The sequence below is a fragment of the Allorhizobium sp. NPDC080224 genome (assembly GCF_050281005.1).
GTDB lineage: Bacteria > Pseudomonadota > Alphaproteobacteria > Rhizobiales > Rhizobiaceae > Allorhizobium.
In genome coordinates this window covers 56,460-80,628 of sequence record NZ_JBNNWJ010000007.1, presented here as the reverse complement: position 1 = coordinate 80,628, position 24,169 = coordinate 56,460, and the positions used below count along the sequence as shown (strand labels likewise).

Genomic DNA, 24,169 nt, shown 5'->3' with positions numbered 1-24,169 from the left:
CAGCACGAGATGATTTTCCTTCGCCTGACCAGTTCATGCGGAGATCACAATGCAGATTCTGAGCGTCTCGGCCGACCACTACGCAAGCAACCACAACTACCTGAACCAGATGCACCGTCTTCGGGCCGCCGTGTTTGGCGACCGCCTGGAATGGGATGTCACGATTACGGACCAGGGAGAGCGGGATCAGTACGATGATCTCCACCCAACCTACATTCTGGCGATCTCAACCGACCAGAAAGTCGTCGGCTGCGCGCGCCTGCTGCCTGCATCTGGCCCGACGATGCTGGAGCAGACATTCGCGCAACTGCTGGAGCGCGGTTCGCTCGACCCCCATGCCGCAATGGTCGAGAGCTCACGCTTCTGCGTCGACACGTCGCTTCAAGCGGGGAGGAGAGGTAGCCTCCATCACGTCACGCTCACCATGTTCGCCGGCATCATCGAATGGTCGATGGCGAACGGTTACAGCGAGATCGTCACCGCGACCGATCTTCGTTTTGAACGGATCCTGAAGCGTGCGGGCTGGCCAATGCACCGCCTCGGCAATCCGGTTGCGATCGGGAACACCGTCGCCGTCGCGGGCAGTCTGCCGGCTGATCGCGCCAGCTTCGAACAGGTCTGCCCGCCAGGATACCGCTCGGCAATCGTGCGCAACGGTTCCGGCCTCTTCAGGAGCGCCGCGTGACCCAACTCCGCTCCCATCCCCGCCTCGTGCGCAAACTCCAGGACGCCCTCGGCGACCAGCTCTGCATCGCACTCGACGACGCGACGGTCGTCGAGATCATGCTCAATCCCGACGGAAAGCTATTCATCGAACGGTTGGGGCACGGCGTCGCCCCGGCCGGCGCCATGAGCGCTGCCACGGCCGAAATCGTCATCGGCAGCGTCGCCCATGCGCTGCAATCGGAAGCAGACGATGAACGGCCGATCATTTCAGGCGAACTACCGATCGGTGGTCACAGGTTCGAGGGGTTGCTGCCGCCCGTGGTATCGGCGCCAGCGTTTACCATCCGGCGGCGAGCATCGCGGCTCATTCCGCTGGACGACTACGTGACATCGAAGGTGATGACCGAAGCGCAGGCCTCGGTTTTGCGAAGCGCGATCGCCTCGCGCATGAACATCGTCATCTCAGGCGGAACCGGGTCGGGAAAGACGACGCTTGCCAATGCCGTTATCGCCGAGATTGTCGCAACAGCCCCCGACGATCGCATGGTCATCCTGGAAGACACCGCCGAGATCCGGTGCTCGGCAGAAAATGCCGTGTCGCTTCACACCACCGACACGGTCGATATGGCCCGGCTGCTGAAAAGCACAATGCGTCTCAGACCCGACCGCATCATCGTCGGCGAGGTCCGGGACGGCGCGGCACTGACGCTGCTCAAGGCCTGGAACACCGGCCATCCCGGAGGCGTCACCACGATCCATTCCAATACGGCGATGTCAGCACTCCGCCGGCTGGAGCAGCTGACGGCGGAAGCGAGCCAGCAGCCGATGCAGGAGGTGATCGGCGAGGCCGTCGATCTGGTCGTTTCCATCGAGCGCACGGGCAAGGGCAGACGGGTACGGGACGTGATCCATGTCGAGGGGTTCAGCAATGCCCGCTACCGGACCGAACACTACGCCCAGATTGATGAGGACAGCCATGCCGCATGAGACAAGGATAAATCTCGCCACCCTAGGCCTCGCCACCATCGCTTTAACCCTCGCAGAACCGGCACTGGCCTCCTCGGGCGGCGGCGGCCTGCCATGGGAGTCGCCGCTGCAGCAGATCCAGCAATCGATCACCGGACCCGTCGCCGGCTTTATTGCCCTGGCAGCCGTTGCCATCGCCGGCGGCATGCTGATCTTCGGTGGCGAACTGAATGATTTCGCGCGGCGGCTTTGCTTCATCGCCCTTGTCGGCGGGGTCCTGCTTGGCTCAACACAGATCGTCGCCTTGTTCGGCGCGACCGGTGCGTCGATCGGGGCGGCCGACACACCGTCAGCGACCGACATCGCTACGCGGCCGCGCGAACCTTCAAGAGAAGGGGAGGGAGCGCATGGCTGAGCCCGGCTCCAACCTTTCCCGCTCGCCTGTACACAGGGCGCTATCGCGTCCGAACCTGCTGATGGGCGCCGACCGCGAGCTGGTGCTGCTGACGGCACTTGCCGCCATCATCCTGATCTTCGTTGTGCTGACCTGGTACGCAGCGCTCTTCGGCCTCGCGATCTGGCTGATCGCTCTCGCGGCACTGCGCATGATGGCAAAGGCCGATCCTTTGATGCGGCGGGTCTATGTCCGCCATATCTCCTACAAGGCGTTCTATCGAGCAACGTCCTCGCCCTGGCGCAAGTTCTGAGGGTTCTCGATGGTTGCCGTCAAGTCATTCCGTCATTCTGGTCCGTCCTTTGCCGATCTGGTGCCCTATGCCGGCCTGGTCGACAATGGCGTGATCCTGCTCAAGGACGGCTCGCTGATGGCCGGCTGGTATTTCGCGGGGCCGGACAGCGAGAGTTCGACCGACGCCGAGCGAAACGAAGTCTCGCGGCAGATCAACGCGATCCTGTCACGGCTCGGCTCCGGCTGGATGATCCAGGTTGAGGCCATCAGGGTTCCGACCGGAGACTATCCGGCCGAGGACGATTGCCACTTCCCCGATCCGGTCACGCGGGCGATCGACGCCGAACGGCGAGCCCATTTCCAGAAGGAGAGGGGGCATTTCGAGAGCCGGCACGCAATGATCCTGACCTGGCGGCCGCCGGAGCCGCGGCGCTCGGGGCTGACGCGCTATGTCTATTCCGATGCGACCAGCCGTTCCGCGACCTATGCCGATAAGGCGCTCGATAGCTTCCTGGCCTCAATCCGCGAGGTCGAACAATATCTCGCCAATGTCGTGTCGGTCCGCCGGATGATGACGCGCGAGACCGAAGAACGCGGCGGCTTCCGGGTCGCTCGCTATGACGAGCTCTTCCAGTTCATCCGCTTTTGCATTACCGGCGAGAACCACCCGGTCCGTCTTCCGGACATCCCGATGTATCTCGACTGGCTGGTGACGGCCGAGTTGCAGCACGGGCTGACACCGCTCGTCGAGAACCGTTTTCTCGGCGTCGTGGCGATCGATGGCCTGCCGGCCGAGAGCTGGCCGGGGATCCTCAACAGCCTCGACCTGATGCCGCTCACCTATCGCTGGTCGTCGCGTTTCGTCTTCCTCGATGCCGAGGAGGCGAGGGCGAAGCTGGAACGCACCCGCAAGAAATGGCAGCAGAAAGTCAGGCCCTTCTTCGATCAGCTCTTCCAGACCCAATCCCGCTCCGTCGATCAGGACGCCATGCAGATGGTGGCGGAGACCGAGGACGCGATCGCCGAAGCGTCATCACAACTCGTTGCCTATGGCTACTACACCCCGGTCATCGTCCTCTTCGACGAGGACCAGTCTCGTTGCCAAGAGAAGTGCGAGGCGATCCGCCGGCTGATCCAGGCGGAAGGTTTCGGCGCACGGATCGAAACGCTGAATGCAACCGACGCCTTTCTCGGCAGCCTGCCGGGTGTTTCCTATGCCAACATCCGCGAGCCGCTGATTAATACCCGCAATCTCGCCGATCTCATCCCTCTCAATAGCGTCTGGTCGGGAAGCCCAACGGCGCCTTGCCCCTTCTATCCGGCTCGCTCGCCGCCGCTGATGCAGGTGGCCAGTGGCTCGACGCCGTTCCGGCTGAACCTGCATGTCGATGATGTCGGGCACACGCTGATCTTCGGGCCGACCGGTTCAGGCAAATCCACCTTGCTGGCACTGATCGCCGCGCAGTTTCGGCGCTACGCCGGCGCGCAGGTCTTTGCCTTCGACAAGGGCAGCTCGATGCTTCCGCTGACGCTGGGGCTCGATGGCGATCACTACCAGATCGGCGGCGATATCGGTCCTTCGGCAGAAGGCGAAGTGAGGGCGCTTGCCTTCTGCCCGCTCGCCGAACTTTCGACTGATGGCGACCGCGCCTGGGCGTCGGAATGGATCGAGACCCTGGTGGCGCTGCAGGGTGTGACCATCACACCAGACTATCGCAACGCCATCTCCCGGCAGATCGGGCTGATGGCGGAATCGCGCGGCCGGTCGCTCTCCGATTTTGTATCCGGCGTCCAGATGCGCGAGATCAAGGACGCGCTGCATCACTGCACCGTCGACGGCCCCATGGGTCAGCTTCTCGATGCCGAAGAGGATGGTCTGGCGCTCGGCGCGTTCCAGTGCTTCGAGATCGAGGAACTGATGAACATGGGCGAGCGCAATCTCGTGCCGGTGCTGACCTACCTGTTCCGTCGCATCGAGAAACGCCTGACCGGCGCACCCAGCCTGATCATCCTCGATGAGGCCTGGCTCATGCTCGGCCATCCCGTCTTCCGCGACAAGATCCGCGAATGGCTGAAGGTTCTGCGCAAGGCCAATTGCGCCGTGGTTCTGGCCACCCAGTCGATCTCGGATGCGGAGCGCTCCGGCCTCATCGATGTGCTGAAGGAGAGTTGCCCGACCAAGATTTGCCTGCCGAATGGAGCTGCCCGCGAGCCCGGCACGCGCGAGTTCTATGAGCGCATCGGCTTCAACGAACGGCAGATCGAGATCGTCGCGAAGGCGCTTCCAAAGCGCGAATACTACGTCGTCTCGCCCGAGGGCCGCAGGCTCTTCGACATGGCGCTCGGTCCCGTCGCGCTCTCGTTTGTCGGCGCGTCCGGCAAAGAAGATCTGAAGCGCATTCGCGCCCTGCATTCCGAATACGGGGCCGGTTGGCCTCTCCACTGGCTCCAGCAAAGGGGGATCGCCCATGCCGAAACACTCTTCCCGACCTCTTGAGACAGCCCGCACCGTGTTCGTCGCGGCGATCGCCCTCTCTGCCACATTGCCACTCCCCGTTCAGGCCGGTGGCGTGACAGGCCAAGCGACCGAATGGACGCAGCTCGCCAACAATGCCGAGCTCGTCTCGCTGGTCGGCAAGTCCGCGGAGCAGGTGAACAATCAGATCACCCAGATCTCCCAGCTTGCAGAGCAGATCCAGAACCAGCTCAACATCTACAACAATCTCCTGCAGAACACCGCCCAGCTCCCGCACCACATCTGGGGGCAGGTCGAAAGCGACCTGAAGAGCCTGCAGAACGTCGTCGCGCAAGGACAGGGCGTCGCCTTCTCGATGGGCAATATCGATGACGTGCTGAAGCAGCGCTTCCAGAGTTTTGCCGGGATGAAGAGCAATCTGCCAGATGGCGCGAGCTTTTCCACGACCTACCAGACCTGGTCCGACACGAACCGCGACACGATCGCCGGAACGCTGAAGGCAGCGAACCTGACCGCCGACCAGTTCTCGAGCGAGGAGAGCACGATGTCGTCGCTGCGCTCGATGTCGGAGTCGTCAGACGGCCAGATGAAGGCGCTGCAGGTCGGACACCAGATCGCCGCCCAACAGGTTGCGCAGATGCAGAAGTTGCGGGGCCTCGTCTCACAGCAGATGACCATGATGGGAACGTGGTTTCAGTCCGAGCAGGCACAGAAGGACTTGGCCCAGGCGCGTCGCGAGCAGTTCTTCAACGGGACCGAGCGTGACATCCGCGGGGGCCAGACCATGGAGCCACGCTGGTGAGCCCGCGTCTGATTATCATCCTCGTCTTGGCGGGGCTGGCCGCACTCGGCGCCGGCACCGTCACCTGGAACATGGTCCAACTCCGCCCGGCCCCCGTGTCCGGATCCGGCGCAGCCGCTACGCGAACCACCTCCGATGTGGAACGCCGTGAACATCGGGAAAAATTCTTCAGCAGTGATCCGGATCGCAACGTCCGTGGCGGGCAGGAGATGAAACCGCGATGGTAATCGTTCGTCCTTCCCGGAAGCTGGAGCTTTCGTTCATTTCGATCTGCATCATCCTGCTGGCGACGACACCGGCCCTTGCCCAACAGGGTTCGGTTCTGACCACACTGGAAAATTCCGTCGTCACGGCCGCGAAAGGCTGGGAGACGACTGTGATGAACGCGGCGCGTTCGCTGTTCTGGATCCTCGCCGGCATCGAGATCGGGATTGCCGCGGTATGGCTGGCGATCAACGCCGCCTCGCTCGACAGCTGGTTTACCGAGCTCGTGCGGCGGATCATGTTCATCGGACTCTTCGCCTTCATTCTCGACCAGGGACCGTCCTTCGCGAAGGCCGTTGTCGACAGCCTCTACCAGATCGGCGCCGGAGGTGGCTCGGCATCGCCCGCAAACATCTTCGACGCGGGCCTCCGGGTCGCGACCAAGATGTCCGAACAGGCGAAGTTCGGTTTGTGGGAAGATAATGCGCTGGCGATCGCCGCAGTCTTCGCGATGGTCGTGGTCGTCGTCTCCTTTTCGCTCGTCGCGGCGATCTTCGTCGCCGTGATGGTCGAGATGTATGTCGGCCTGCTCGCAGGCATGATCATGCTCGGTCTTGGCGGCTCGTCCTTCACCAAGGATTTCGCGGTCAAGTATCTGGTCTACGCCTTCTCCGTCGGCATGAAGCTGATGGCTCTGGTGATGATCGCCAAGATCGGATCCGACATCCTGCTCGGACTCGCCGAAGCGCCGACCGCAACATCCGAACAATTCATCACCACACTTGCCATCGCCGGCATCTCGGTCGTGGTCTTCGTGATCGCCATGTATGTCCCGCCGATCCTGCAGGGCGTGGTCCAAGGCGCCTCCATCGCCGGCGGCATGGAAGCAATCCGCCACGGCGGCCAGGCCGCGACCTTTGCAGCCGGCGGGGCGTTCCTCGGCGCAAGTGCTGCAACGAAAGGGGCGCAGACGGCAAGCTCGGCGCGGGCAGGGGGCTCTTCGATGGCGGGAGCGGCACTTCGCGGCATGGCGTCCGGTATTGGAAGTGCTGGATGGGCTGCCGGATCGGCAGCAAAGGAGAAGGCGATCGCCTCACCCGGCGCCTATGCCGGATCGCTGCTCGGGCTTGCCAACGCCAAGCTCGACCAGACGCGGCAATCAGGCCGACCAACGCCGCCGCCACCACCCATCAACGAGAACAAGTAGCTGGAGGATGATCACCCATGGCCGGACGCAATCCGCCAGAGAATTCCCCTATCGCCAATCCCTATCTCGCGGCGCGCAACGAGTGGAACGAGCGCTATGGCTCCTATGTGAAGGCGGTCGCGGCCTGGCGCATCGTCGGCGTCACCGGCATAGTGATGGCAGTGATCGGTTTCACTTACGCGCTCTACCAAAGCACGCAGGTGAAACTCGTTCCCTATATCGTCGAGGTCGACAAGCTCGGAACGGCCTCCAATGCCGGCTTCCCGCAGCAGATCGAATATGCCGATCCGCGCGTGGTGCGCGCCACGCTCGGCAGCTTCGTCTCGAATTTCCGGAGCGTGACGCCGGATGCGGTCGTGCAAAAGCAATATATCGACCGGACCTACGGCCTGCTCCGGACCTCGGATCCGGCGACAGAGAAGGTCAATGCCTGGTTCCGTTCCAATTCGCCCTTCGAGAAAGCGAAGACTGCGACGGTGGCGGTCGAGGTCAACAACATCGTCGCTCTGTCGAACCAGTCCTATCAGCTCGACTGGACCGAGTTCGAGCGCGACCGCCGCGGCAAGGAGACGGCCACACGCCGCTTCCGCGGCATCGCAACTGTGACCCTCACACCGCCGCAGGACGAAGGCGTCATCCGTCTCAACCCCATCGGTCTCTATGTCAGAGACTTCGACTGGACTGCACAGCTTTGAAAGGCATGGCCCGAACATGAACATCCGTCTTGAGAACTATTCGGCCATGCTGACTGCCGGCGCCATCATATCAGCGGCGCTGGCGTTCTCCGCCCTTGCACCTCTCGATGCCCTTGCGGCCGATGGCGTCACAGCCAATGAGGCGAAGGGCGTGAGCATCTCCGGCCAGTGGCGCGGATCGCGTGGTCTCGTGACCAAGGGCGCCGACGGCAAGGTGATCTTTCTTTACGGCGAGGTTCAGCCGTCGGTCGTCTGCTCACCTCTGCAAGTCTGCGACATCGAGCTTCAGGGAGGCGAGGTCGTTCGCGACGTACTCGTTGGCGACACTGTGCGCTGGAAGGTCGAACCTGCGACATCAGGTGCGGCGGGTGGCCAGGCGATCCACCTGATCGTCAAACCGTCTGAGCCCGGTCTCGTCACCTCGATGGTGGTGACGACGTCGCGGCGGACCTATCATATCCAGCTCAAGTCGCATTCGAGCCAATATATGGCCCGCGTCGGCTTCGAATATCCGGAAGACGTCTCGGCGAAACTCGATGACATCAATGCCCGTCTCGAGGCGAGTACGATCCCAGGAGCCGGCGTGCCGGCCGAGCAGTTGAACTTCTCCTATTCGGTGTCAGGCAGGGCCGGCTGGCGGCCGACACGGGTCTATTCGGACGGGCAAAAGACCTACATCCAGTTCCCGCGCTCGATCTCCGGCCAGGATGCGCCGGTGCTGTTCGTGACGTCCGGCGGACAGAACCGAATCGTCAACTACCGAATGAAGAACGACATGATGGTGGTCGATTATCACATCGATCGCGCGGTGCTGGTCTCGGGCGTCGGATGGAAACAGGAAAAGGTGACGATCAGAAGGGGAGGGCGATGATGCGACCCTTTGCCGACAATCTCCTCTTGCGCCCCATCCGCGCTATTGCCACAGCCTTCGCCCTCACCATCCTCCTTTCCGGATGCCAGTCGTTGGGGACTGACGGTCTCGTCGCCAGCAACGCGCCGGCGGAAATCTCCGGCCCGGCGGCAAGCGCCATTGCCGGCGATATGGTCAGCCGTCTTGCCGAGCAGATCGGACCCGGCAAGGCAACAGTTGCGCTGAAGGCGGACGCCTCACCCTTCGGGCAGGCGCTCGAAGCAGCACTCAAGGGATGGGGTTACGCCGTCGTCACCGACCAGAAGACGGACGACGGAATGAAGATCATCCCACTCGCCTATGTGATCGTACCCTTCGACGGACAAGTGCTGGCGCGTCTTTCGACTGACAGCGTCGAGCTCGGCCGGGCCTACACCGTAACATCAAGCGGTGCTGCGCCGGCAAGTGCACTCTCGCTGATGCGACGTGGCTGAAGGGAAGCATCATGGTCCAATCCTTGCAACTTGGCGGCGCAGCAAATGCCGAAGCGGAATCTCGCATCAAGCGGATCAACCGCCTGCCGATCATCGTGGTGATCGTTCTGGTCATCGCTTTCCTTGGCGCGATTTTCTATGGGCTCACTTCCCGCGGACTCTACTTTGGCAATGACACCGGCCCAGAGACGAGTTCTGGCAATCCGGCATCGACCTTCGCCGACCAGATCAAGCGTGGTGTGACGGATGGCATCATCGGTGAGCCACAGCAGCAAACCACGTTTCAGCCGACATCTGTCGAGACGAAGCAGGCCGAGGAAAAGTCAAGCAATCCCTTCACGCCGCAACCGGGACAAAACGAGGAACAGCAGCGCGGGCAGGATTTGGAAAACGAGGAGGTCTGGCGTGCACGGCTTGAACGCGAGCAGAGGGAGCAATATCTGCGTGAGCGGCATCGACAACGCATGGCCCGGCTGCAGGCGAATGATGCGGCCTACGACGCACCGCTCGCGATAGATCGCAGCACGCTGGCGGCGCGGACGGACGAGACCACCAGAACAACGACAAACACTTCGCCGTCGACAACCGCCGGCGCCAACTCAGATCTTTACGCCGCCGCGTTGCGGGCTGGTCTCGGGGGGCAGAATGTCGATCCGAACGGGCAGAACTCCAAAGAGGACTTTTTCAACGCCGATCTCAAAGAACTCGGATATCTCCCCAATCGGGTCGTGCCTCAGCAATCACCGTATGAACTCAAGCGCGGTTCGGTCATTCCGGCGACGCTCATATCAGGCATCAATTCGGACCTTCCCGGTCGCATCACAGCCCAGGTAAGTCAGAATGTCTACGATAGCGCTACAGGGCATCGCCTGCTGATCCCGCAAGGAGCGAAGCTCTTCGGGCGCTACGACAGCAAGGTGTCGTTCGGGCAAAGTCGCGTTCTCGTCGTCTGGACCGATATCATCTTCCCTGATGGATCCACGCTACAGATTGGCGGGATGGCGGGCACGGACACGCAAGGGTACGGTGGCTTCCACGACAAGGTGAACAACCATTATTGGAGGACGTTCGGCTCAGCGGCGCTGATCGCGCTGATTGGAACCGGGATCGATGCGTCAATACCCGAAAGTTCGACGCTTGCCACGCAGGATACGGCATCAGATGCGGCAAGGCGGAATTTCGCGGAGAGCTTCGGTCGCCTCGCGGAGCAAACAATCAGTCGCAATTTCAATGTCCAGCCAACACTGAAGATTCGGCCCGGCTACAGGTTCAACGTTCTTGTAGATCAGGACATCATATTCCCAGGGACATACCGAACCTAGACTTCGACGGTCGGCAAGCCGTGCGTGGTCCATGGCCGGAAGTGGAAGGACCGTTCCCTTATGCGAGTTCAGACATTCACGGCGACTATCAAAATGCGCCGCGCCTCGGCAAGCGGCTGGACGCTTTAGCCGACCCGCTCCACGGCCAGCGTCGCCGCTGAAAACGACCTGATTAGCGTCTTCACAAAACCGTTGGGTCGAGCAAAACGTCCCAAACGCTGCGCTCAAGGATCACCTATCGACAATCAGTAAATCAAGAGCCGAAGCGTTCGCTGATTTTAGGGGCGGGCGAACGGGTCGGTGGTTCGAATCCTGTCAAGGCGATCGATGATTTTAGAGTTCCTTACTCATCGACCAAGAGGTGCGCTCGGCGATGAATTCCGCGAACGGTTTGACGTTCATATGGACGCTCGCCTGTTCGAGGCCGGCCAAATAAGTTGACCGATCCTCAACCCTAACCACTGCCCATGGAAAACCACCCGAGGCGAACATGGCATTCATCAGGAAGCGCGCCATCCGTCCGTTGCCGTCAGGATAGGGATGAACATAGCCTATCAACCAATGGCCAAGGACTGCCCTAACCGCCGGCTCGCTTTCCTTCTCCAGTAGATCGAACAGGGTCTCCATTCCATCCGGAACTGCTTCGGAACGCGGTGGTACATGCCATGATCCGCGGAGATATACAGGGTGGTTTCGATAGCCCGCGAGGGCGCTGGGTTTCAGGATACCTGCGGCTACGGAGGGACCGAACAGTTCGCGGTACCAATCCCTATGTTGCTTACGGATAACGGCTCCAGCCGGTGCACCGCGGAGAATCTCCGCAACAGATTCTTTCACGCTCTGAAATGCCTGCCAATAACCGCGTGCTGCCAGGGCGTCCCGGTTTTGCCTATCCTGCTGATCCACATCCGGATCCCACGTACCAGCGCGCACGCGATCAATGAGTTCCGGAGTAACGCTGTACCCTTCGATCGAAAGTGAATGGTATGCGTCGTTCTTGTATATGTCCTCGACCGATTTCATGAAAGCGACGGTGTCCGAGGGAAGTCCGGGTGCAGCAGGAAAAACATCGAGGACCGCCTGACGCTGGCTTTCCCATATAGCATTGAGACGCGCCACAATGGGAGATCCACCGACAGCTAAGGTGGATACTCGCTGGTTTTGATCGAACGGGTCGGTCTCTCTAACGTCGTACATCGCGCCTTTCATCGTTTTCAAGATATCGTCGGCGAACTCGCCTTTTCCTATGCGCCGAAACGCCCCGGCCAGACGGCCTGCCACGGCCGAATGCCCTCCGTCGAGTAATCGACCGAGGACACCCGACACATCGCGCATGGAGTTCAGCACGATCTGGGCTTCGATAGGTGATCTTTTGAAAAACGCTTCAGCAACTTTTACCAGGGCGGCGTCCGCAGTATAGAACCTCAATCCGTTTTTCTCGACAAGATCCTCGCGCGGTGGCATTTGCTTGGTCTTGAGATCGTAGATGGATGTGCCAAAAAGCAGTGATAAATTGTTGCCCATTGCCTTTGGGCTGTTGACAATCACCTGGGGCGGAATCGCAGTTGCTTCTGCGTGGAGTAGCATCGATTGTTCCGGTGACAGATGCCATTCCCGTCCAAAGCGGTCGTTGCAGTAGAGGGAGCAGAACTCCCAGAATGAAGCGTACCAAAGGGTTGTGTCGCCGTCTTGGGACTGGGGTCCCGTTGACATTTGCCATCCGCGGATGACTTCTTGGAGAAATCCGCTCCGTGTAAGGCGCTCTCGGTGTAGTCGGCTGAACTCGTCGGACTTGAATATTCGACGCCCGCCATCCTGCAATGTTTTGAGGGCTTGCAGGGCGTCAGCCAACTTTTCATTTGGTGTAGCCATTTTGGTTCTCACGACCTCGGTGTTCTTGCGCGAACTCACAATGCCGCGTCTCATAAGGCAATGCCTGCATCATTGCACGTTTTTGATGTCGTTTATATGCGCGTTTTGAACGTCGATTCAATACACGTTCAAGGTGATGATTTAATAAACGTTTTTGATGATGAGTCATAACACGTCTTTGGTGTCGTGACTCATCACAGCATTTCGTGTCGAGCTAAGCAGCCTGCATCAAGATGCAAAGGTGAGTTGGTGGTGATTGGATTCTTACGGCAGGATCGAACATCGGCGAGCTATCCGCCGCCGTTGGCGGGCAGATGCTAGGCGGCTTGCCGCAACGGACCCGGTTGGTGCCTATTACGAGGCGCAGCGAAGAGCCGCCCGCAGCCGAGCGCAAGGTAATGTCGGTGAATACTGGCATTGGGCCAAGGTTGCCAGCGAAGTCGCCCGCATCGAACCGCATGCCGAGATGGACTTCGAGGTCGTCAAGGCGATTGCCGATCAGGAAAGCGCCGGTCGCCGCTAAACACCTGCACTGTGCGTGGCGGAAATAATGTCGAGTTGACGCTGTACCTGTGGTGCAGGTGAACGACCCGTGCCGGAAAACCGCCTGGCCCTCCGAAGCAAACCAATCCCGCTCTTCATCGATGGCGTCCTGGACCAGGTCCGGATCTCCGTCGATCAACCCGTTGAGGGTCCGCTAGCAAGCTGCGGCCGCTTGGCTTCGCCTTCGCGGTGATCGCGACCGTCCCCGGTCCTTCGAGGAGCCATCGAGCGGGATCGGCCCGCTCCGGACGGAGGTTTCTCACATGGCACGGGATCTTGCACTCGCTCAACGCCACGCATTCGCACTTGCCCGCACCCTCATGGTGCCGGTCACGCTCTTCAGGTCCGGAAACGAGTTCGGCGTTCTTCCGAGCGACGAACTCGATGACGGCGAGGTCGAGACCATCGCCGAATTCGATCCCTTCGAATACGGGCCGGCTCATTGAGCCGGCCTTCCCCTTTTCAGGTGCCGCTTGCGAGCGGCAGGCGGCAAGGGAAGCTTCGCCGCAGCTGGCACGGCCGCAGGTGCCGAGGTGTAGATCTGCTGGTTGCCAGCCGCGCCCTTGCCTCCTTTGCTCTTCGCGGACCGCCGGAAACGATCCCGCAAACTGCGGGAAATGAAGAATCCGGAAAGAAAGGCGGACGCGAGGGCGCCGGCAGGATAATGGAGAAAAACGAACTTGAAGAAATGCGGGACCGTGTTCCTTGCACAGTCGTGCTTGAGCAGGCCGGCTTTGCGGTCGACGTGAAAGAAAGCACGCGCAAAGCGGTCAAGTATCGACGCGGGGCCGAGATCGTCATCGTCATCCACGAGGGGCGGGGATGGTTCGATCCCCTGTCCGACGCGAAGGGCGACGTCTTCAGCCTTGTCGAGTGCCTCGACCACGTACCCTTCGTCGAGGCTCTGCACCGCATCGCATCATTGGTCGGCTTTGTCTCGAAAGAGCCGGTCTGGACCCCTCCCACTCGCGATTCCACACCGCACGGTTCCATTCCGGAACGATGGGAACAGCGCCGCAAACCGTGGCGGGGATCGATGACGTGGCGCTATCTGCGCGAGGAAAGATATCTGTCGGAGGCCATCATCCGCGGTGCCATCCGTCACAACGTCCTGCGGGAAGGTCCCTACGGCAGCATGTGGGCCGCCCATGTCGATGCCGATGGCGGTGTCACCGGCTGGGAGGAGCGCGGCCCCGAATGGCGTGGATTCTCGACCGGAGGGTCGAAGGTGCTCTTCCGTCTCGGTTCTCTCGATGCTCCGCGTCTGTGCGTCACCGAGGCGGCGATCGACGCCATGAGCCTGGCCGCGTTCGAAGGAATGCGAGAGGGAAGCCTCTATCTCAGCACAGGCGGGGGATGGTCGCCGACGACAGAAGCCGCGGTTCGCGTGCTCGCCGCGCGCCCCGGCGCGCAGCTCGTCGCCGCCACGGATGCCAACAGTCAGGGCGAGGCCTTTGCCGGCCGCCTGCGCGATATCGCAGAAGATGCCGGCTGCGACTGGTTCCGCCTGACGCCGCCGGCTGAGGACTGGAACGACGCATTGCAGGAGAGAAAAGGAGAAGAAAAGGAAAGAAGGGTGGGTAGGGGAGGCCTGCCGCATGCCCGCCGGCCGCGTCAAGGGTGAAGCTTCGCCCGGCTGAAGCCGGCCCTTGACCCGACCGGACGGAGAGGCGGCCGCGGGGGAGGGGTCAGGAAGGGCTGAAGAGAAGATGGAGTCATCGCAACGATGAGCCGCGCTTCAGCCCGACGAGGCTGAAAGGAGCCCGCTCATGAACCTCTCTCCCATCCGTAAAGTCTATCAGGGCATCGCCGATCGCCGCCAGATGTTCCGCATGTTCGACCGTCATGCGCAGCGCCCGAACCGATGGGAGTGCGACGACAGTGCGCTTTATCGCGGCGAATGGTTCGAGATCGGGGAGGCTTGCCACGATTACATGTTCGAGATCCTGCCGCCCCTCTGGATGCGGGGTGAGATGTTCGCCATGCGCGAATTCCTCACCGGCTCGATCACCAGCATCTTTTTCACGCTGTCGATCGACGGGCGAATCCGGCACTTCCACGGTTATTGCGACCTCGCCGACAAGGGCTCGCCCCAGCGCATGCGCACGGCGATCATCGAGCGTGAATCCCGTCCTGTCCGGGCGATGACGCGCGAGGAGCGTCTGGAGCACATCTGGAGCAGCACGGCTGACGACTATCGCGGCTATGCCGGCGAGCGTTGGCCAGAGGATGATCGTGGCAAGCGCACGGTGATGTTCTTCGCCAGACCAGGCGGCACCACGCTCAAGGTGCTGGAGGATCTGACCGACGCGGAGGTCGCGGCGAAGCTGCCAGTCCATCTGCGTTACCTGCCCGACGCGATCGCAGCGTGAGGGAGAGCGGCATGTTCACCTTCTCCCTCACCGACATCGGCGCTGTGCTCGCCCGCGGTCGGGCCGACGCGGCCGCAAACGGCGGATTTCGCCTTCCGTATCAGGGAATATCCCCTGAAGCCGAGGCCAGAGCCGGCCTGTGGCTGGTCGGTGACGAGAGCGTATATGTTCTCTCGAACGGGCAACTCGCCGAGGGACAGCGTCCGCTCGTCATCTATGCCGAGGAGTGCGATCCGAAGACCAATCCGGATTACTGGCATTACAAGCGACGATATTTCGGGGGCGATGACGGGGTCGAATTCATCGACGCCGTCGAACTCGAAAAGCTCGTCCCGGCTCAGCCCGACGCGACGCATCTGCGGATCGTGATGGACGACACGTCCATATCCATCAGCCTGATCCGCCGCTGACGCGGCGCTTGCCGCACCCTTCCAACAACTTTGCGACCGCCCCGCCCAGAGGCTCATCTCCAGCGGAACGATGGCGCTCGCCCCTTTTCCAAGGAGAGCATTTTCATGCCCAACGATCCTTTTTCACTTGATCCTTCTGGCACCCTCGACATGTTCGGGAACACAGCCCTGTCGTCGGGGGTCGGCCTTGGCGTCACGGCCTTCGGTGATTTTGCGCCCGAGACGGCCCCCGAACCTGCGAATGACGACGATCCCGATCCGACGCCGCCGGCGCCCGCACCGGCGCTGCCGATCGCGCTGCCCCAGAGGTCAGCACCACGCCGGCAGGGCGATCGTGCGAACTTCTACCTCGATGACGGCGAGGATCGCGGCCTTGCTGCGTCGTGGAAAGAGCGCGCGAGATTGAGTGTGGCGGCCATTTTGACCGCGAACGAGATCGAGCGGCACAACATTCCGGTCACGCGCGAGCATCAGCAGCGGTTGATCCGCTTCACCGGCTTCGGCGCCTCCGAACTGGCGAACGGCATGTTCCGCCGTCCGGGCGAGGTGGATTTTCGGGAGGGCTGGGACGATCTCGGCTCGTCGCTCGAAAGTGCGGTCTCGGAGAGCGACTATTCCAGCCTGTCGCGTTGCACGCAGTATGCGCATTTCACGCCGGAGTTCATCATCCGGGCGATCTGGTCAGGATTGCAGCGCATGGGCTGGCGCGGTGGTCGCGTGCTGGAACCCGGCATCGGCACGGGCCTGTTTCCAGCGCTGATGCCGAAGGCGTATCGCGACAGCAGCTATGTCACCGGCGTCGAGCTCGATCCGGTGACAGTGCGGATCGTCAAGCTCCTGCAGCCGAAGGCCCGGATCATCGAAGGGGATTTCGCGCGCACCGATCTCTCGCCGATCTACGATCTCGCCATTGGCAATCCACCGTTTTCCGATCGTACCGTGCGTTCGGACCGGCAATATCGGTCACTTGGTCTCAGACTGCACGACTACTTCATCGCGAGGTCCATTGATCTGCTGAAGCCCGGCGCCTTCGCGGCCTTCGTCACCAGTTCCGGCACGATGGACAAGGCGGATGCGACAGCCCGCGAGCATATCGCCAGATCGGCCGACCTGATCGCGGCCATTCGTCTGCCCGAAGGCAGCTTCCGCCGCGATGCCGGCACGGACGCCGTCGTTGACATCCTGTTCTTCCGCAAGCGCAAGGCTGGAGAAGCTGAGGGCGACCAGACCTGGCTCGACGTGGATGAAGTCCGCCCTGCAACAGAAGACGAAGGCGCTATCCGCGTCAATCGCTGGTTTGCGAAGCATCCGGATTTCGTGCTCGGTGACCACGCGCTGACGGCCGGTCCGTTCGGCGAGACCTATACGTGCCGTGGTCGCGCTGGCGTCGATCTCGAAGCGGCGCTGAATGCCGCCATTTCTCTCCTCCCGGAAGATCGTTACGACGGCGAGTCGACCGAAATCGACATCGACCTGGAGGACGAGCTTGGCGAGATCGTCGATCTCCGCCCCAGGGACGAGAAGGTCCGCGAGGGCAGCTTCTTCATCGACGCCAGGCACGGCCTGATGCAGATGGTCGACGGCTCTCCGGTCGAGATCAAGGTCCGCAAGGGCCGCTCCGCGGAAGGCATTCCGGAAAAGCATGTCCGTATCATCCGAAAGCTGATCCCGGTCCGGGATGCCGTGCGGGAGGTGCTGAAGGCCCAGGAACAGGACCACCCGTGGAAGGATCTTCAGGTGCGCCTGCGTATCGCCTGGTCCTCGTTCGTCCGTGATTTCGGCCCGATCAATCACACCACGGTTTCGATCTCGGAGGATACCGAGACTGGCGAGGTGCGGGAGACCCATCGGCAGCCGAACCTTCAGCCCTTCCGTGACGATCCCGATTGCTGGTTGGTCGCCTCCATCGAGGATTATGATCTCGAAACCGATACCGCCCGTCCCGGTCCGATCTTCTCCGAAAGGGTGATCTCACCTCCCGCGGCCCCGGTGATCACGTCCGCGGCGGATGCGCTCGCCGTGGTGCTCAACGAGTGCGGCCGCGTCGATATCGACCATATCGCCGAACTCCTGCACCGCGACTCCGAGGCGGTGATTGCCGAACTCGGTGATGCCATCTTCCGCGATCCGACCGACAGTTCGTGGCAGACCTCGGACGCCTATCTCTCCGGTCCGGTCCGCACCAAGCTTGCGGCGGCGGAGGCTGCCGCTGCGCTTGATCCCGTCTTCCAGCGTAATGTCGTGGCACTCAGGCAAGTCCAGCCCGCCGATCTGCGTCCGTCGGATATTACCGCTCGGCTCGGGGCGCCCTGGATTCCGGCCTCCGACGTTGTGACCTTCGTCAAGGAAACGATGGGTGCCGAGATCAGGATCCACCATATGCCCGAGCTTGGTTCATGGACGGTCGAGGCTCGTCAGCTTGGTTACAGCGCCGCCGGCACATCGGAATGGGGGACCAGCCGCCGCCATGCCGGCGAACTATTGGCGGATGCGCTGAACAGCCGCGTGCCGCAGATATTCGACACCTTGAAGGACGCCGATGGAGAGCGGCGGGTGCTGAATGTCGTCGACACGGAAGCCGCCCGTGACAAACTTCAGCGGATGAAGGAGGCGTTCCAGAATTGGGTCTGGTCAGACCCGGATCGCACCGACCGGTTGGCGCGGGTCTATAATGACCGCTTCAACAACATCGCGCCGCGCAAATTCGACGGCTCCCATCTGAATTTACCCGGCGCCTCTGGCGCCTTCGTTCTTTATGGGCATCAGAAACGCGGCATCTGGCGGATCATCTCCTCCGGCTCCACCTATCTCGCCCATGCCGTGGGTGCCGGCAAGACGATGACCATGGCAGCCGCCATCATGGAGCAGCGGAGGTTGGGCCTGATCGCCAAGGCGATGCTGGTCGTTCCCGGCCACTGCCTCGCACAGGCGGCACGCGAGTTCCTGGCGCTCTATCCCTCGGCGAACATCCTCGTCGCCGATGAGACCAACTTCACCAAAGACAAGCGTCAACGTTTCCTGTCGCGGGCTGCGACGGCTGTCTGGGATGCGATCATCATCACGCACTCCGCGTTCAGGTTCATCGGCGTGCCATCCGCCTTCGAACAACAGATGATCCACGACGAGCTGCAGCTCTACGAGGACCTGCTGACCAAAGTTGATGACGAGGACCGGGTCTCCCGCAAGCGGCTCGAGCGGCTGAAAGAGGCCTTGCAGGAGCGGCTGGAATCTCTCTCCACCCGCAAGGACGATCTTCTGACCATCTCTGAAATCGGCGTCGACCAGATCGTCGTCGACGAGGCGCAGGAGTTCCGAAAACTCAGCTTCGCAACCAATATGTCGACGCTGAAGGGCATCGATCCAAACGGTTCGCAGAAGGCCTGGGACCTCTATGTGAAATCCCGTTACATCGAGACGAAGAATCCGGGCCGGCCGCTCGTGCTTGCCTCCGGCACCCCGATCACCAACACGCTCGGCGAGATGTTTTCGATCCAGCGCCTGCTCGGCTACGAGGCCTTGCGTGAGCGCGGGCTTCACGAGTTCGACGCCTGGGCGAGCAATTTCGGGGATGAACGCACCGAACTGGAGCTTCAGCCATCCGGCAAATACAAGCCGGTCAGCCGCTTCGCCAGTTTCGTCAACGTCCCCGAACTGATTGCTATGTTTCGGGCCTTCGCCGACGTGGTGATGCCGGAGGATCTTAAAGCGCACGTCAGGGTGCCGGAGATCGCGACGGGCAAGCGGCAAATCCTGACCGCCGCGCCAACGCCTGCCTTCAAAGCCTACCAGCAGATCCTCGAAACCCGCATCAAGGCGATCGAGATGCGCGAGGGGCCGGCGCAACCCGGTGACGACATCCTGCTGTCCGTTATCACTGATGGCCGCCATGCCGCGATCGATCTGCGCCTGGTCATGCCGGCAATAGATGACGAGCCGGAGAACAAGCTCAATCTGCTGGTCCGTAACGCTTTCCGTATCTGGAGGGAAACTTCGGAGAACAGCTATCGCCGCCCGGACGGCAAAGTCTACGAGCTGCCCGGTGCGGCGCAGATGATCTTCTCCGATCTCGGGACGATCAATGTCGAGAAGAGCCGCGGCTTCTCAGCCTACCGCTGGATCCGCGACGAGCTCATCCGCATGGGCGTGCCGCCGTCAGAAATCGCCTTCATGCAGGATTACAAGAAGACCGAAGCGAAGCAGCGCCTGTTCGGCGACGTCCGCGCCGGCAAGGTCCGCTTCCTGATCGGCAGTTCCGAAACGATGGGCACCGGCGTCAACGCCCAGCTTCGCCTGAAGGCCCTGCACCATCTCGACGTGCCGTGGCTTCCGTCACAGATCGAGCAGCGGGAGGGCCGCATCGTGCGTCAGGGCAACCAGCACGACGAGGTCGATATCTATGCTTACGCCACGCAGGGAAGCCTCGACGCGACGATGTGGCAGCAGAACGAGCGCAAAGCGCGCTTCATAGCAGCGGCACTCTCCGGCGATACCTCGATTCGCAGGCTGGAGGACCTGAACGAAGGCCAGGCCAACCAGTTCGCCATGGCCAAGGCTATTGCCAGTGGCGATGAGCGCCTGATGCAGAAAGCGGGCCTGGAAGCCGATATTGCCCGACTTGAGCGCCTGCGCGCCGCTCATGACGACGATCTCTTTGCTGTTCGCCGGCAGCTCCGCGATGCCGAGCGCGAGATCGAGACGGCAACCCGCCGTATCGGCGAAATCGGCCAGGACATCGAACGGCTGGTTCCGACCTCCGGCGACACCTTCACCATGACCGTGATGGGCAAGCCATACACGGAGCGGAAGGATGCCGGTCGGGCGTTGATGAAGGAGATCCTCACCGTCGTCCAGTTCCAGCAGGAGGGTGAAGTCCGTCTCGCCCGCATCGGCGGCTTCGATCTCGTCTATGAAGGCGAGCGCTTCGGCCGGGGTGACAACTACCACTATCAGACCCTGCTCCAGCGCACCGGCGGGACCCAAGAGATCGATCTGCCGGTGACCGTCACGCCGCTTGGTGCCATCTCCCGCCTCGAGCATGCACTCAGCGGGTTCGAAGAGGAGCGGGAACGTTATCGCCTGAGGTTGGCTGAGTACCAGCGGCGGCTTTCCTCCTACCAGTCGCGTCAGGGTGGCACCTTTGCCTTTGCCGACGAACTGGCTGAGAAGCGCCAGAAGCTGCGTGAGGTCGAGGAGGTGCTCGCCAAATCCGCTTGCGATGATGACGAAAAGCAAGGTATCGCGGCTTAATCCGCTCACTGGCGTCCTCGACCAGGTCGCCTATGTGTCGTTTTCGAGATACAGCCGGTAGCGCGTCGCCTTGCGCTCGCCGGTGCGCAGCAATGCGCCCTTGTCGACCAAGTCGGCAAGGTCGCGGGTTACGGTCGAAGGCGGAGCGCCGGTGATCGTGGCGTAGTTGCCGGCGCTCAAGCCTCCAGCGAAACCTTCGGGACCTTCGGCCAGCATGCGAAGAAGGACTTTCTCCTGTCGTTCATTCAGTGCACCACGCAGCCTGTCCATGAACCGCGTCTTTTCGATCAGGAAGCGGACCAGTTCGTCCGCGGATTTCTGGGCTTCGAGCGCCCGGTCCGCGAACCACGAGAGCCAGTCATCGATAACAAGTGTGGAACTAGCCGCCTCCAGCATCGCGTAATAGTCCTTGCGGTGTCGCAGCAGCGATTTCGACAAGGCACTGAAGGTTGGCGTCGAAATTGCCCGTGCAAGCGCGCTTTCGGCGATCGCTCGGCCGATACGGCCATTCCCGTCCTCGAAAGGATGGATGCTCTCGAACCACAGATGGGCGATGCCGGCACGGGTGAGAGCGGCAAGCGGGTCGGGTCCTTCGGGAGAGGTCTGTTCAAGCCATTCCAGAAGCCTGCCCATCTCGGCCGCCAGGCGATTGGATGGAGGTGCTTCGAAGTGCACGCGCTGGCGGCCGAATGCGCCTGAGACGATCTGCATCGGTTCGTCATGGCCGCGATAGCTGCCGATATCGGCGATGTCGCGGCGGCCGTTCATGACCATTCGGTGCCATTCGAACAGCCGCTCCTCGGTGATGGGGTCAAGCGGGTGTCGATAGAGGTCCGCCATCATCTCGGCAATGCCAGCTTCGGCCGGCCTGCTGCGGAAAGCTGCAGCGGACATTCCGAGTTGCCGCCGAAGGGACGTTTGCACACTGTCGCGATCAAGGACTTCACCCTCGATTGCCGATGTGCTCAAAGCATCGGAGCTGAGCAGCTCGATCACGACCTCCTCACGGTCGTCTTTCCCCAGATGGCGTATGGTGCCGACGGCGATAGCCGCATTCTCGACGAATGCCTGCTCCCTGACCCGCAGCAGCTCCGGGTTCCATTCGAAATCCGGCCACTCCGCCAGTTCCCAATTCCATGCCATAAGCGATAAATCCCATATTTATCGCCCATAATGCCGCATTAAAGTGGGCGATAAAAGCGATTTGTTTAACTCATCGCCATAGGGCGGTTAAACGGGGCAGGGGCAAAGGAAAGAAGAAAAGGGAAAACCGGTCGCAGACCGGTCGACCCGTCGCCGCTTGCGCTCAACCGCCCCCTCCTCACCCCTGCCGGTCGTTCTCGCAAGGCTTTGCCCCGCTCGCCCATACCGGCAGGGCCGCTCGGGCGCAGTTGCGCCAGTCTGCCCGCCCTGCGGTCCGGGAGATGTCTTCGGAAAGAACTGAAGGCGGACAAGAGCGGGCAGCACCGCTCCGAAACCCCGGAAGGAGCAAATCCCATGCAGATCCTCAAACTCGATCCCCGTGCGCTGAAGGACAATCCCGACGATGCGCGCCGGTCCAAATCGTCGCCGCAGGCTGACGCACTGCTTCTGGCGACGGTGAAGGCGGTCGGCATCATCCAGCCCCCGGTCGTGTCACCGCAGACGGATGGCGGGAACGGCTATATCATTCAGGCCGGCCACCGCCGCGTCCGGCAGGCAATCGCCGCCGGCCTCGAGGAAATCGAGGTGATCGTCCGCGAGGCGGCCAACGATAACGGCGCCATGCGCTCGATGGTCGAGAACATCGCGAGAGAACCTCTCAACGGGGTGGACCAGTGGCGCGGCATAGAACGGCTCGTTGCGCTGGGCTGGACGGAGGAAGGGATCGGCGTTGCGCTCGCCCTGCCGGTTCGCCAGATCAGGAAACTCAGGCTACTCGCCAACGTGCTGCCGGCCATGCTCGACCACATGGCGCTCGGCGACATGCCCAACGAGCAGCAGCTCCGCACCGTCGCCGCGGCGTCGCTCGACGAACAGAAAGAGGTGTGGAAGGCGCACAAGCCGAAGAAGAACGAGCGGGCGGACTGGTACAATATCTCCCGTGCGCTCTCGAAAACCCGCATGTATGCGAAGGATGCGAGCTTCGGTGACGACCTCGCCGCGGCTTACGGCATCGGGTGGGTCGAGGACCTGTTTTCGCCGGCTGACGAAGACACGCGCTATACCACCAACGTCGAGGCTTTTCTTGGCGCCCAACAGGAATGGATGACCAGCAACCTTCCGAAGAAGGGTGCGATCGTCGAGGTCAACAACTGGGGTCAGCCGGAACTGCCGAAGAAGGCGGAACGCGTCTACGGCAAGCCGTCGAAGTCCGATCATGTAGCCATGTATCTCGACCGTGACGGCAAGGTGCAGTCGGTTGCTTTCCGGATGCCGGAGGACAGACAAGCGAAAGGCAAATCCGGCGTCTCCACGACAGGCGGGCAGGGCGATGTCCATGACGGCAGGATCATCGACACGCCGAAGCCGCGCCCCGACGTCACGCAGAAGGGCCATGACATGATCGGCGATTTCCGCACCGACGCGCTTCACGAGGCGCTCGGCCGCGCGCCGATCGAGGACGACATGCTGATGGCGTTGCTGGTTCTCTCACTTGCCGGCCAGAACGTCCGCGTCGACTCCGGCGCCAACGACACCGTGTTCGGACCGAAGCGTTTCCGGCGCCATGCCGCACGTCTGTTTTCCCAGGACGGAAAGCTCGCCTTCGATACGGAGACGGTGCGCGTCGCCGCCCGCTCCATGTTGATCGACGTCCTGTCGTGCAGGCGCGGCATGTCGAACAGCGGTGTCGTTTCCCGCATCGCCGGTGAAGCCATCGGCGCCGACGGGTATCTCACGAACATGGGCTCGGAAGATTTCCTGTTGTGCCTGTCGCGGCAGGCACTGGAAGCGGCGGCGAAGGAGGCCAATGTGCTCCCCCGCCAGAAGGTGCGGGAAACCCGTGCGGCCCTGGTCGACCACTTCAAGGAAGGTCATTTCGTTCATTCGTCGGCGCTTTTCGCGCCCGATCCGAATGATGTCGCCGATCTGATCAAGCATGCCGACACCCTCGACGACGAGGAAGCCCAGGTTGACGCCGCAGAGGATGGCCTCGACGCGCCCGTTGAGGGCGCCGCGGTCGATACGGAGACGGGTGGAGATACTGGTGAAGGCGCTCCGGGCGGTGGCCGCCCCGCCGCTGAAGGTGACGGTCTCGGTCCGTTCGAAGGCGGGGACGATCTGCCCGACACCTTCGACGATGCTCCGGCGACAACCGATCCCGACGATGAGCAGGCCGCCTATCGCGTCGCGGCGGAATAGCCGCACGCCCCAC

Annotated in this window: 21 protein-coding genes; 19 read left to right on the top strand and 2 right to left on the bottom strand. The window is 61.9% G+C overall.

Annotated features, from left to right (window positions below; genetic code table 11):
* The first annotated feature begins 49 nt into the window (after positions 1–49).
* The 12 genes from traI to trbI are packed head-to-tail and all read left to right on the top strand — an operon-like array spanning position 50 to position 10,370.
* Positions 50–685 (top strand): acyl-homoserine-lactone synthase TraI, encoded by a 636-nt coding sequence (traI, locus tag ACQKP1_RS23850; RefSeq protein ID WP_064334922.1) that lies wholly within the window; start codon positions 50–52, stop codon positions 683–685.
* Positions 682–1,653, top strand: coding sequence for a P-type conjugative transfer ATPase TrbB (gene trbB / locus ACQKP1_RS23845; protein WP_064334923.1), 972 nt, complete (start codon positions 682–684; stop codon positions 1,651–1,653). The genes traI and trbB overlap by 4 nt, the downstream gene beginning before the upstream one ends.
* Entirely contained in the window at positions 1,643–2,047 is a 405-nt protein-coding gene (gene trbC / locus ACQKP1_RS23840) for a conjugal transfer pilin TrbC (protein ID WP_064334924.1), read from the top strand. Before trbB ends, trbC begins: the two co-directional genes overlap by 11 nt.
* On the top strand, positions 2,040–2,339 hold the full coding sequence (locus ACQKP1_RS23835; protein ID WP_064334925.1) for a conjugal transfer protein TrbD: 300 nt from the start codon (positions 2,040–2,042) through the stop codon (positions 2,337–2,339). Before trbC ends, ACQKP1_RS23835 begins: the two co-directional genes overlap by 8 nt.
* A 9-nt stretch (positions 2,340–2,348) precedes the next feature.
* Positions 2,349–4,817: a conjugal transfer protein TrbE gene (locus ACQKP1_RS23830; protein WP_064334926.1), complete on the top strand. Its 2,469-nt coding sequence runs from the start codon at positions 2,349–2,351 to the stop codon at positions 4,815–4,817.
* Positions 4,789–5,598, top strand: a complete 810-nt coding sequence (trbJ, locus tag ACQKP1_RS23825; protein ID WP_064334927.1) for a P-type conjugative transfer protein TrbJ — start codon at positions 4,789–4,791, stop codon at positions 5,596–5,598. Before ACQKP1_RS23830 ends, trbJ begins: the two co-directional genes overlap by 29 nt.
* A complete protein-coding gene (trbK, locus tag ACQKP1_RS23820) occupies positions 5,595–5,825 on the top strand; it encodes an entry exclusion protein TrbK (protein ID WP_084438769.1) in 231 nt (76 codons plus the stop codon). The genes trbJ and trbK overlap by 4 nt, the downstream gene beginning before the upstream one ends.
* The gene (gene trbL / locus ACQKP1_RS23815) at positions 5,819–7,009 is read left to right on the top strand and encodes a P-type conjugative transfer protein TrbL (RefSeq protein WP_277920792.1); all 1,191 of its coding nucleotides are present in this window, start codon (positions 5,819–5,821) and stop codon (positions 7,007–7,009) included. The genes trbK and trbL overlap by 7 nt, the downstream gene beginning before the upstream one ends.
* A 17-nt stretch (positions 7,010–7,026) precedes the next feature.
* Complete coding sequence (locus ACQKP1_RS23810) at positions 7,027–7,704, top strand: conjugal transfer protein TrbF (RefSeq protein ID WP_064334930.1); 678 nt, start codon at positions 7,027–7,029, stop codon at positions 7,702–7,704.
* A gap of 16 nt (positions 7,705–7,720) precedes the next feature.
* Positions 7,721–8,575, top strand: coding sequence for a P-type conjugative transfer protein TrbG (gene trbG / locus ACQKP1_RS23805; protein ID WP_064334931.1), 855 nt, complete (start codon positions 7,721–7,723; stop codon positions 8,573–8,575).
* On the top strand, positions 8,572–9,048 hold the full coding sequence (trbH, locus tag ACQKP1_RS23800; RefSeq protein ID WP_374725557.1) for a conjugal transfer protein TrbH: 477 nt from the start codon (positions 8,572–8,574) through the stop codon (positions 9,046–9,048). The genes trbG and trbH overlap by 4 nt, the downstream gene beginning before the upstream one ends.
* Positions 9,049–9,059: 11 nt before the next feature.
* Positions 9,060–10,370, top strand: a complete 1,311-nt coding sequence (gene trbI / locus ACQKP1_RS23795) for an IncP-type conjugal transfer protein TrbI (RefSeq protein WP_427277293.1) — start codon at positions 9,060–9,062, stop codon at positions 10,368–10,370.
* Positions 10,371–10,703: 333 nt separating this feature from the next.
* Here trbI and ACQKP1_RS23790 read toward each other — a convergent pair whose 3' ends face one another.
* Complete coding sequence (locus tag ACQKP1_RS23790) at positions 10,704–12,242, bottom strand: Fic family protein (RefSeq protein WP_064334933.1); 1,539 nt, start codon at positions 12,240–12,242, stop codon at positions 10,704–10,706.
* 256 nt (positions 12,243–12,498) lie between these two features.
* Here ACQKP1_RS23790 and ACQKP1_RS23785 point away from each other — a divergent pair, with 256 nt between their 5' ends.
* From ACQKP1_RS23785 to ACQKP1_RS23760, 6 genes are all read left to right on the top strand, one after another.
* Positions 12,499–12,765: a hypothetical protein gene (locus ACQKP1_RS23785; RefSeq protein WP_245337580.1), complete on the top strand. Its 267-nt coding sequence runs from the start codon at positions 12,499–12,501 to the stop codon at positions 12,763–12,765.
* Between the two features lie 283 nt (positions 12,766–13,048).
* Positions 13,049–13,231 carry a hypothetical protein gene (locus tag ACQKP1_RS23780; protein ID WP_064334934.1) on the top strand — a complete coding sequence of 61 codons (183 nt, stop codon included), beginning with the start codon at positions 13,049–13,051 and terminating at the stop codon, positions 13,229–13,231.
* On the top strand, positions 13,228–14,409 hold the full coding sequence (locus tag ACQKP1_RS23775; protein WP_427277292.1) for a DUF3991 and toprim domain-containing protein: 1,182 nt from the start codon (positions 13,228–13,230) through the stop codon (positions 14,407–14,409). Before ACQKP1_RS23780 ends, ACQKP1_RS23775 begins: the two co-directional genes overlap by 4 nt.
* A gap of 145 nt (positions 14,410–14,554) precedes the next feature.
* Entirely contained in the window at positions 14,555–15,157 is a 603-nt protein-coding gene (locus ACQKP1_RS23770) for a DUF1419 domain-containing protein (protein ID WP_064334936.1), read from the top strand.
* An 11-nt stretch (positions 15,158–15,168) separates the two neighbouring features.
* Positions 15,169–15,567 (top strand): DUF3085 domain-containing protein, encoded by a 399-nt coding sequence (locus tag ACQKP1_RS23765; protein WP_064334937.1) that lies wholly within the window; start codon positions 15,169–15,171, stop codon positions 15,565–15,567.
* Between the two features lie 105 nt (positions 15,568–15,672).
* Positions 15,673–20,814, top strand: a complete 5,142-nt coding sequence (locus ACQKP1_RS23760) for a DEAD/DEAH box helicase family protein (protein ID WP_064334938.1) — start codon at positions 15,673–15,675, stop codon at positions 20,812–20,814.
* Positions 20,815–20,844: 30 nt separating this feature from the next.
* Here ACQKP1_RS23760 and ACQKP1_RS23755 read toward each other — a convergent pair whose 3' ends face one another.
* Positions 20,845–21,957 carry a Fic family protein gene (locus ACQKP1_RS23755; RefSeq protein WP_064334939.1) on the bottom strand — a complete coding sequence of 371 codons (1,113 nt, stop codon included), beginning with the start codon at positions 21,955–21,957 and terminating at the stop codon, positions 20,845–20,847.
* Positions 21,958–22,311: 354 nt separating this feature from the next.
* Between ACQKP1_RS23755 and ACQKP1_RS23750 the strand changes: the two genes are divergently transcribed.
* Positions 22,312–24,156 (top strand): ParB N-terminal domain-containing protein, encoded by a 1,845-nt coding sequence (locus ACQKP1_RS23750; RefSeq protein ID WP_064334940.1) that lies wholly within the window; start codon positions 22,312–22,314, stop codon positions 24,154–24,156.
* Positions 24,157–24,169 lie beyond the last annotated feature (13 nt).

Coding starts and splice junctions, on each gene's coding strand:
- trbC (WP_064334924.1), top strand. CDS start 1,643: ATGCCGCATGAGACAAGGATAAATCTCGCCACCCTAGGCCTCGCCACC.
- ACQKP1_RS23765 (WP_064334937.1), top strand. CDS start 15,169: ATGTTCACCTTCTCCCTCACCGACATCGGCGCTGTGCTCGCCCGCGGT.
- ACQKP1_RS23830 (WP_064334926.1), top strand. CDS start 2,349: ATGGTTGCCGTCAAGTCATTCCGTCATTCTGGTCCGTCCTTTGCCGAT.
- ACQKP1_RS23770 (WP_064334936.1), top strand. CDS start 14,555: ATGAACCTCTCTCCCATCCGTAAAGTCTATCAGGGCATCGCCGATCGC.
- ACQKP1_RS23810 (WP_064334930.1), top strand. CDS start 7,027: ATGGCCGGACGCAATCCGCCAGAGAATTCCCCTATCGCCAATCCCTAT.
- trbI (WP_427277293.1), top strand. CDS start 9,060: ATGGTCCAATCCTTGCAACTTGGCGGCGCAGCAAATGCCGAAGCGGAA.
- trbG (WP_064334931.1), top strand. CDS start 7,721: ATGAACATCCGTCTTGAGAACTATTCGGCCATGCTGACTGCCGGCGCC.
- traI (WP_064334922.1), top strand. CDS start 50: ATGCAGATTCTGAGCGTCTCGGCCGACCACTACGCAAGCAACCACAAC.
- ACQKP1_RS23755 (WP_064334939.1), bottom strand. CDS start 21,957: ATGGCATGGAATTGGGAACTGGCGGAGTGGCCGGATTTCGAATGGAAC.
- ACQKP1_RS23750 (WP_064334940.1), top strand. CDS start 22,312: ATGCAGATCCTCAAACTCGATCCCCGTGCGCTGAAGGACAATCCCGAC.
- ACQKP1_RS23760 (WP_064334938.1), top strand. CDS start 15,673: ATGCCCAACGATCCTTTTTCACTTGATCCTTCTGGCACCCTCGACATG.
- ACQKP1_RS23835 (WP_064334925.1), top strand. CDS start 2,040: ATGGCTGAGCCCGGCTCCAACCTTTCCCGCTCGCCTGTACACAGGGCG.
- ACQKP1_RS23780 (WP_064334934.1), top strand. CDS start 13,049: ATGGCACGGGATCTTGCACTCGCTCAACGCCACGCATTCGCACTTGCC.
- ACQKP1_RS23790 (WP_064334933.1), bottom strand. CDS start 12,242: ATGGCTACACCAAATGAAAAGTTGGCTGACGCCCTGCAAGCCCTCAAA.
- trbL (WP_277920792.1), top strand. CDS start 5,819: ATGGTAATCGTTCGTCCTTCCCGGAAGCTGGAGCTTTCGTTCATTTCG.
- trbH (WP_374725557.1), top strand. CDS start 8,572: ATGATGCGACCCTTTGCCGACAATCTCCTCTTGCGCCCCATCCGCGCT.
- trbJ (WP_064334927.1), top strand. CDS start 4,789: ATGCCGAAACACTCTTCCCGACCTCTTGAGACAGCCCGCACCGTGTTC.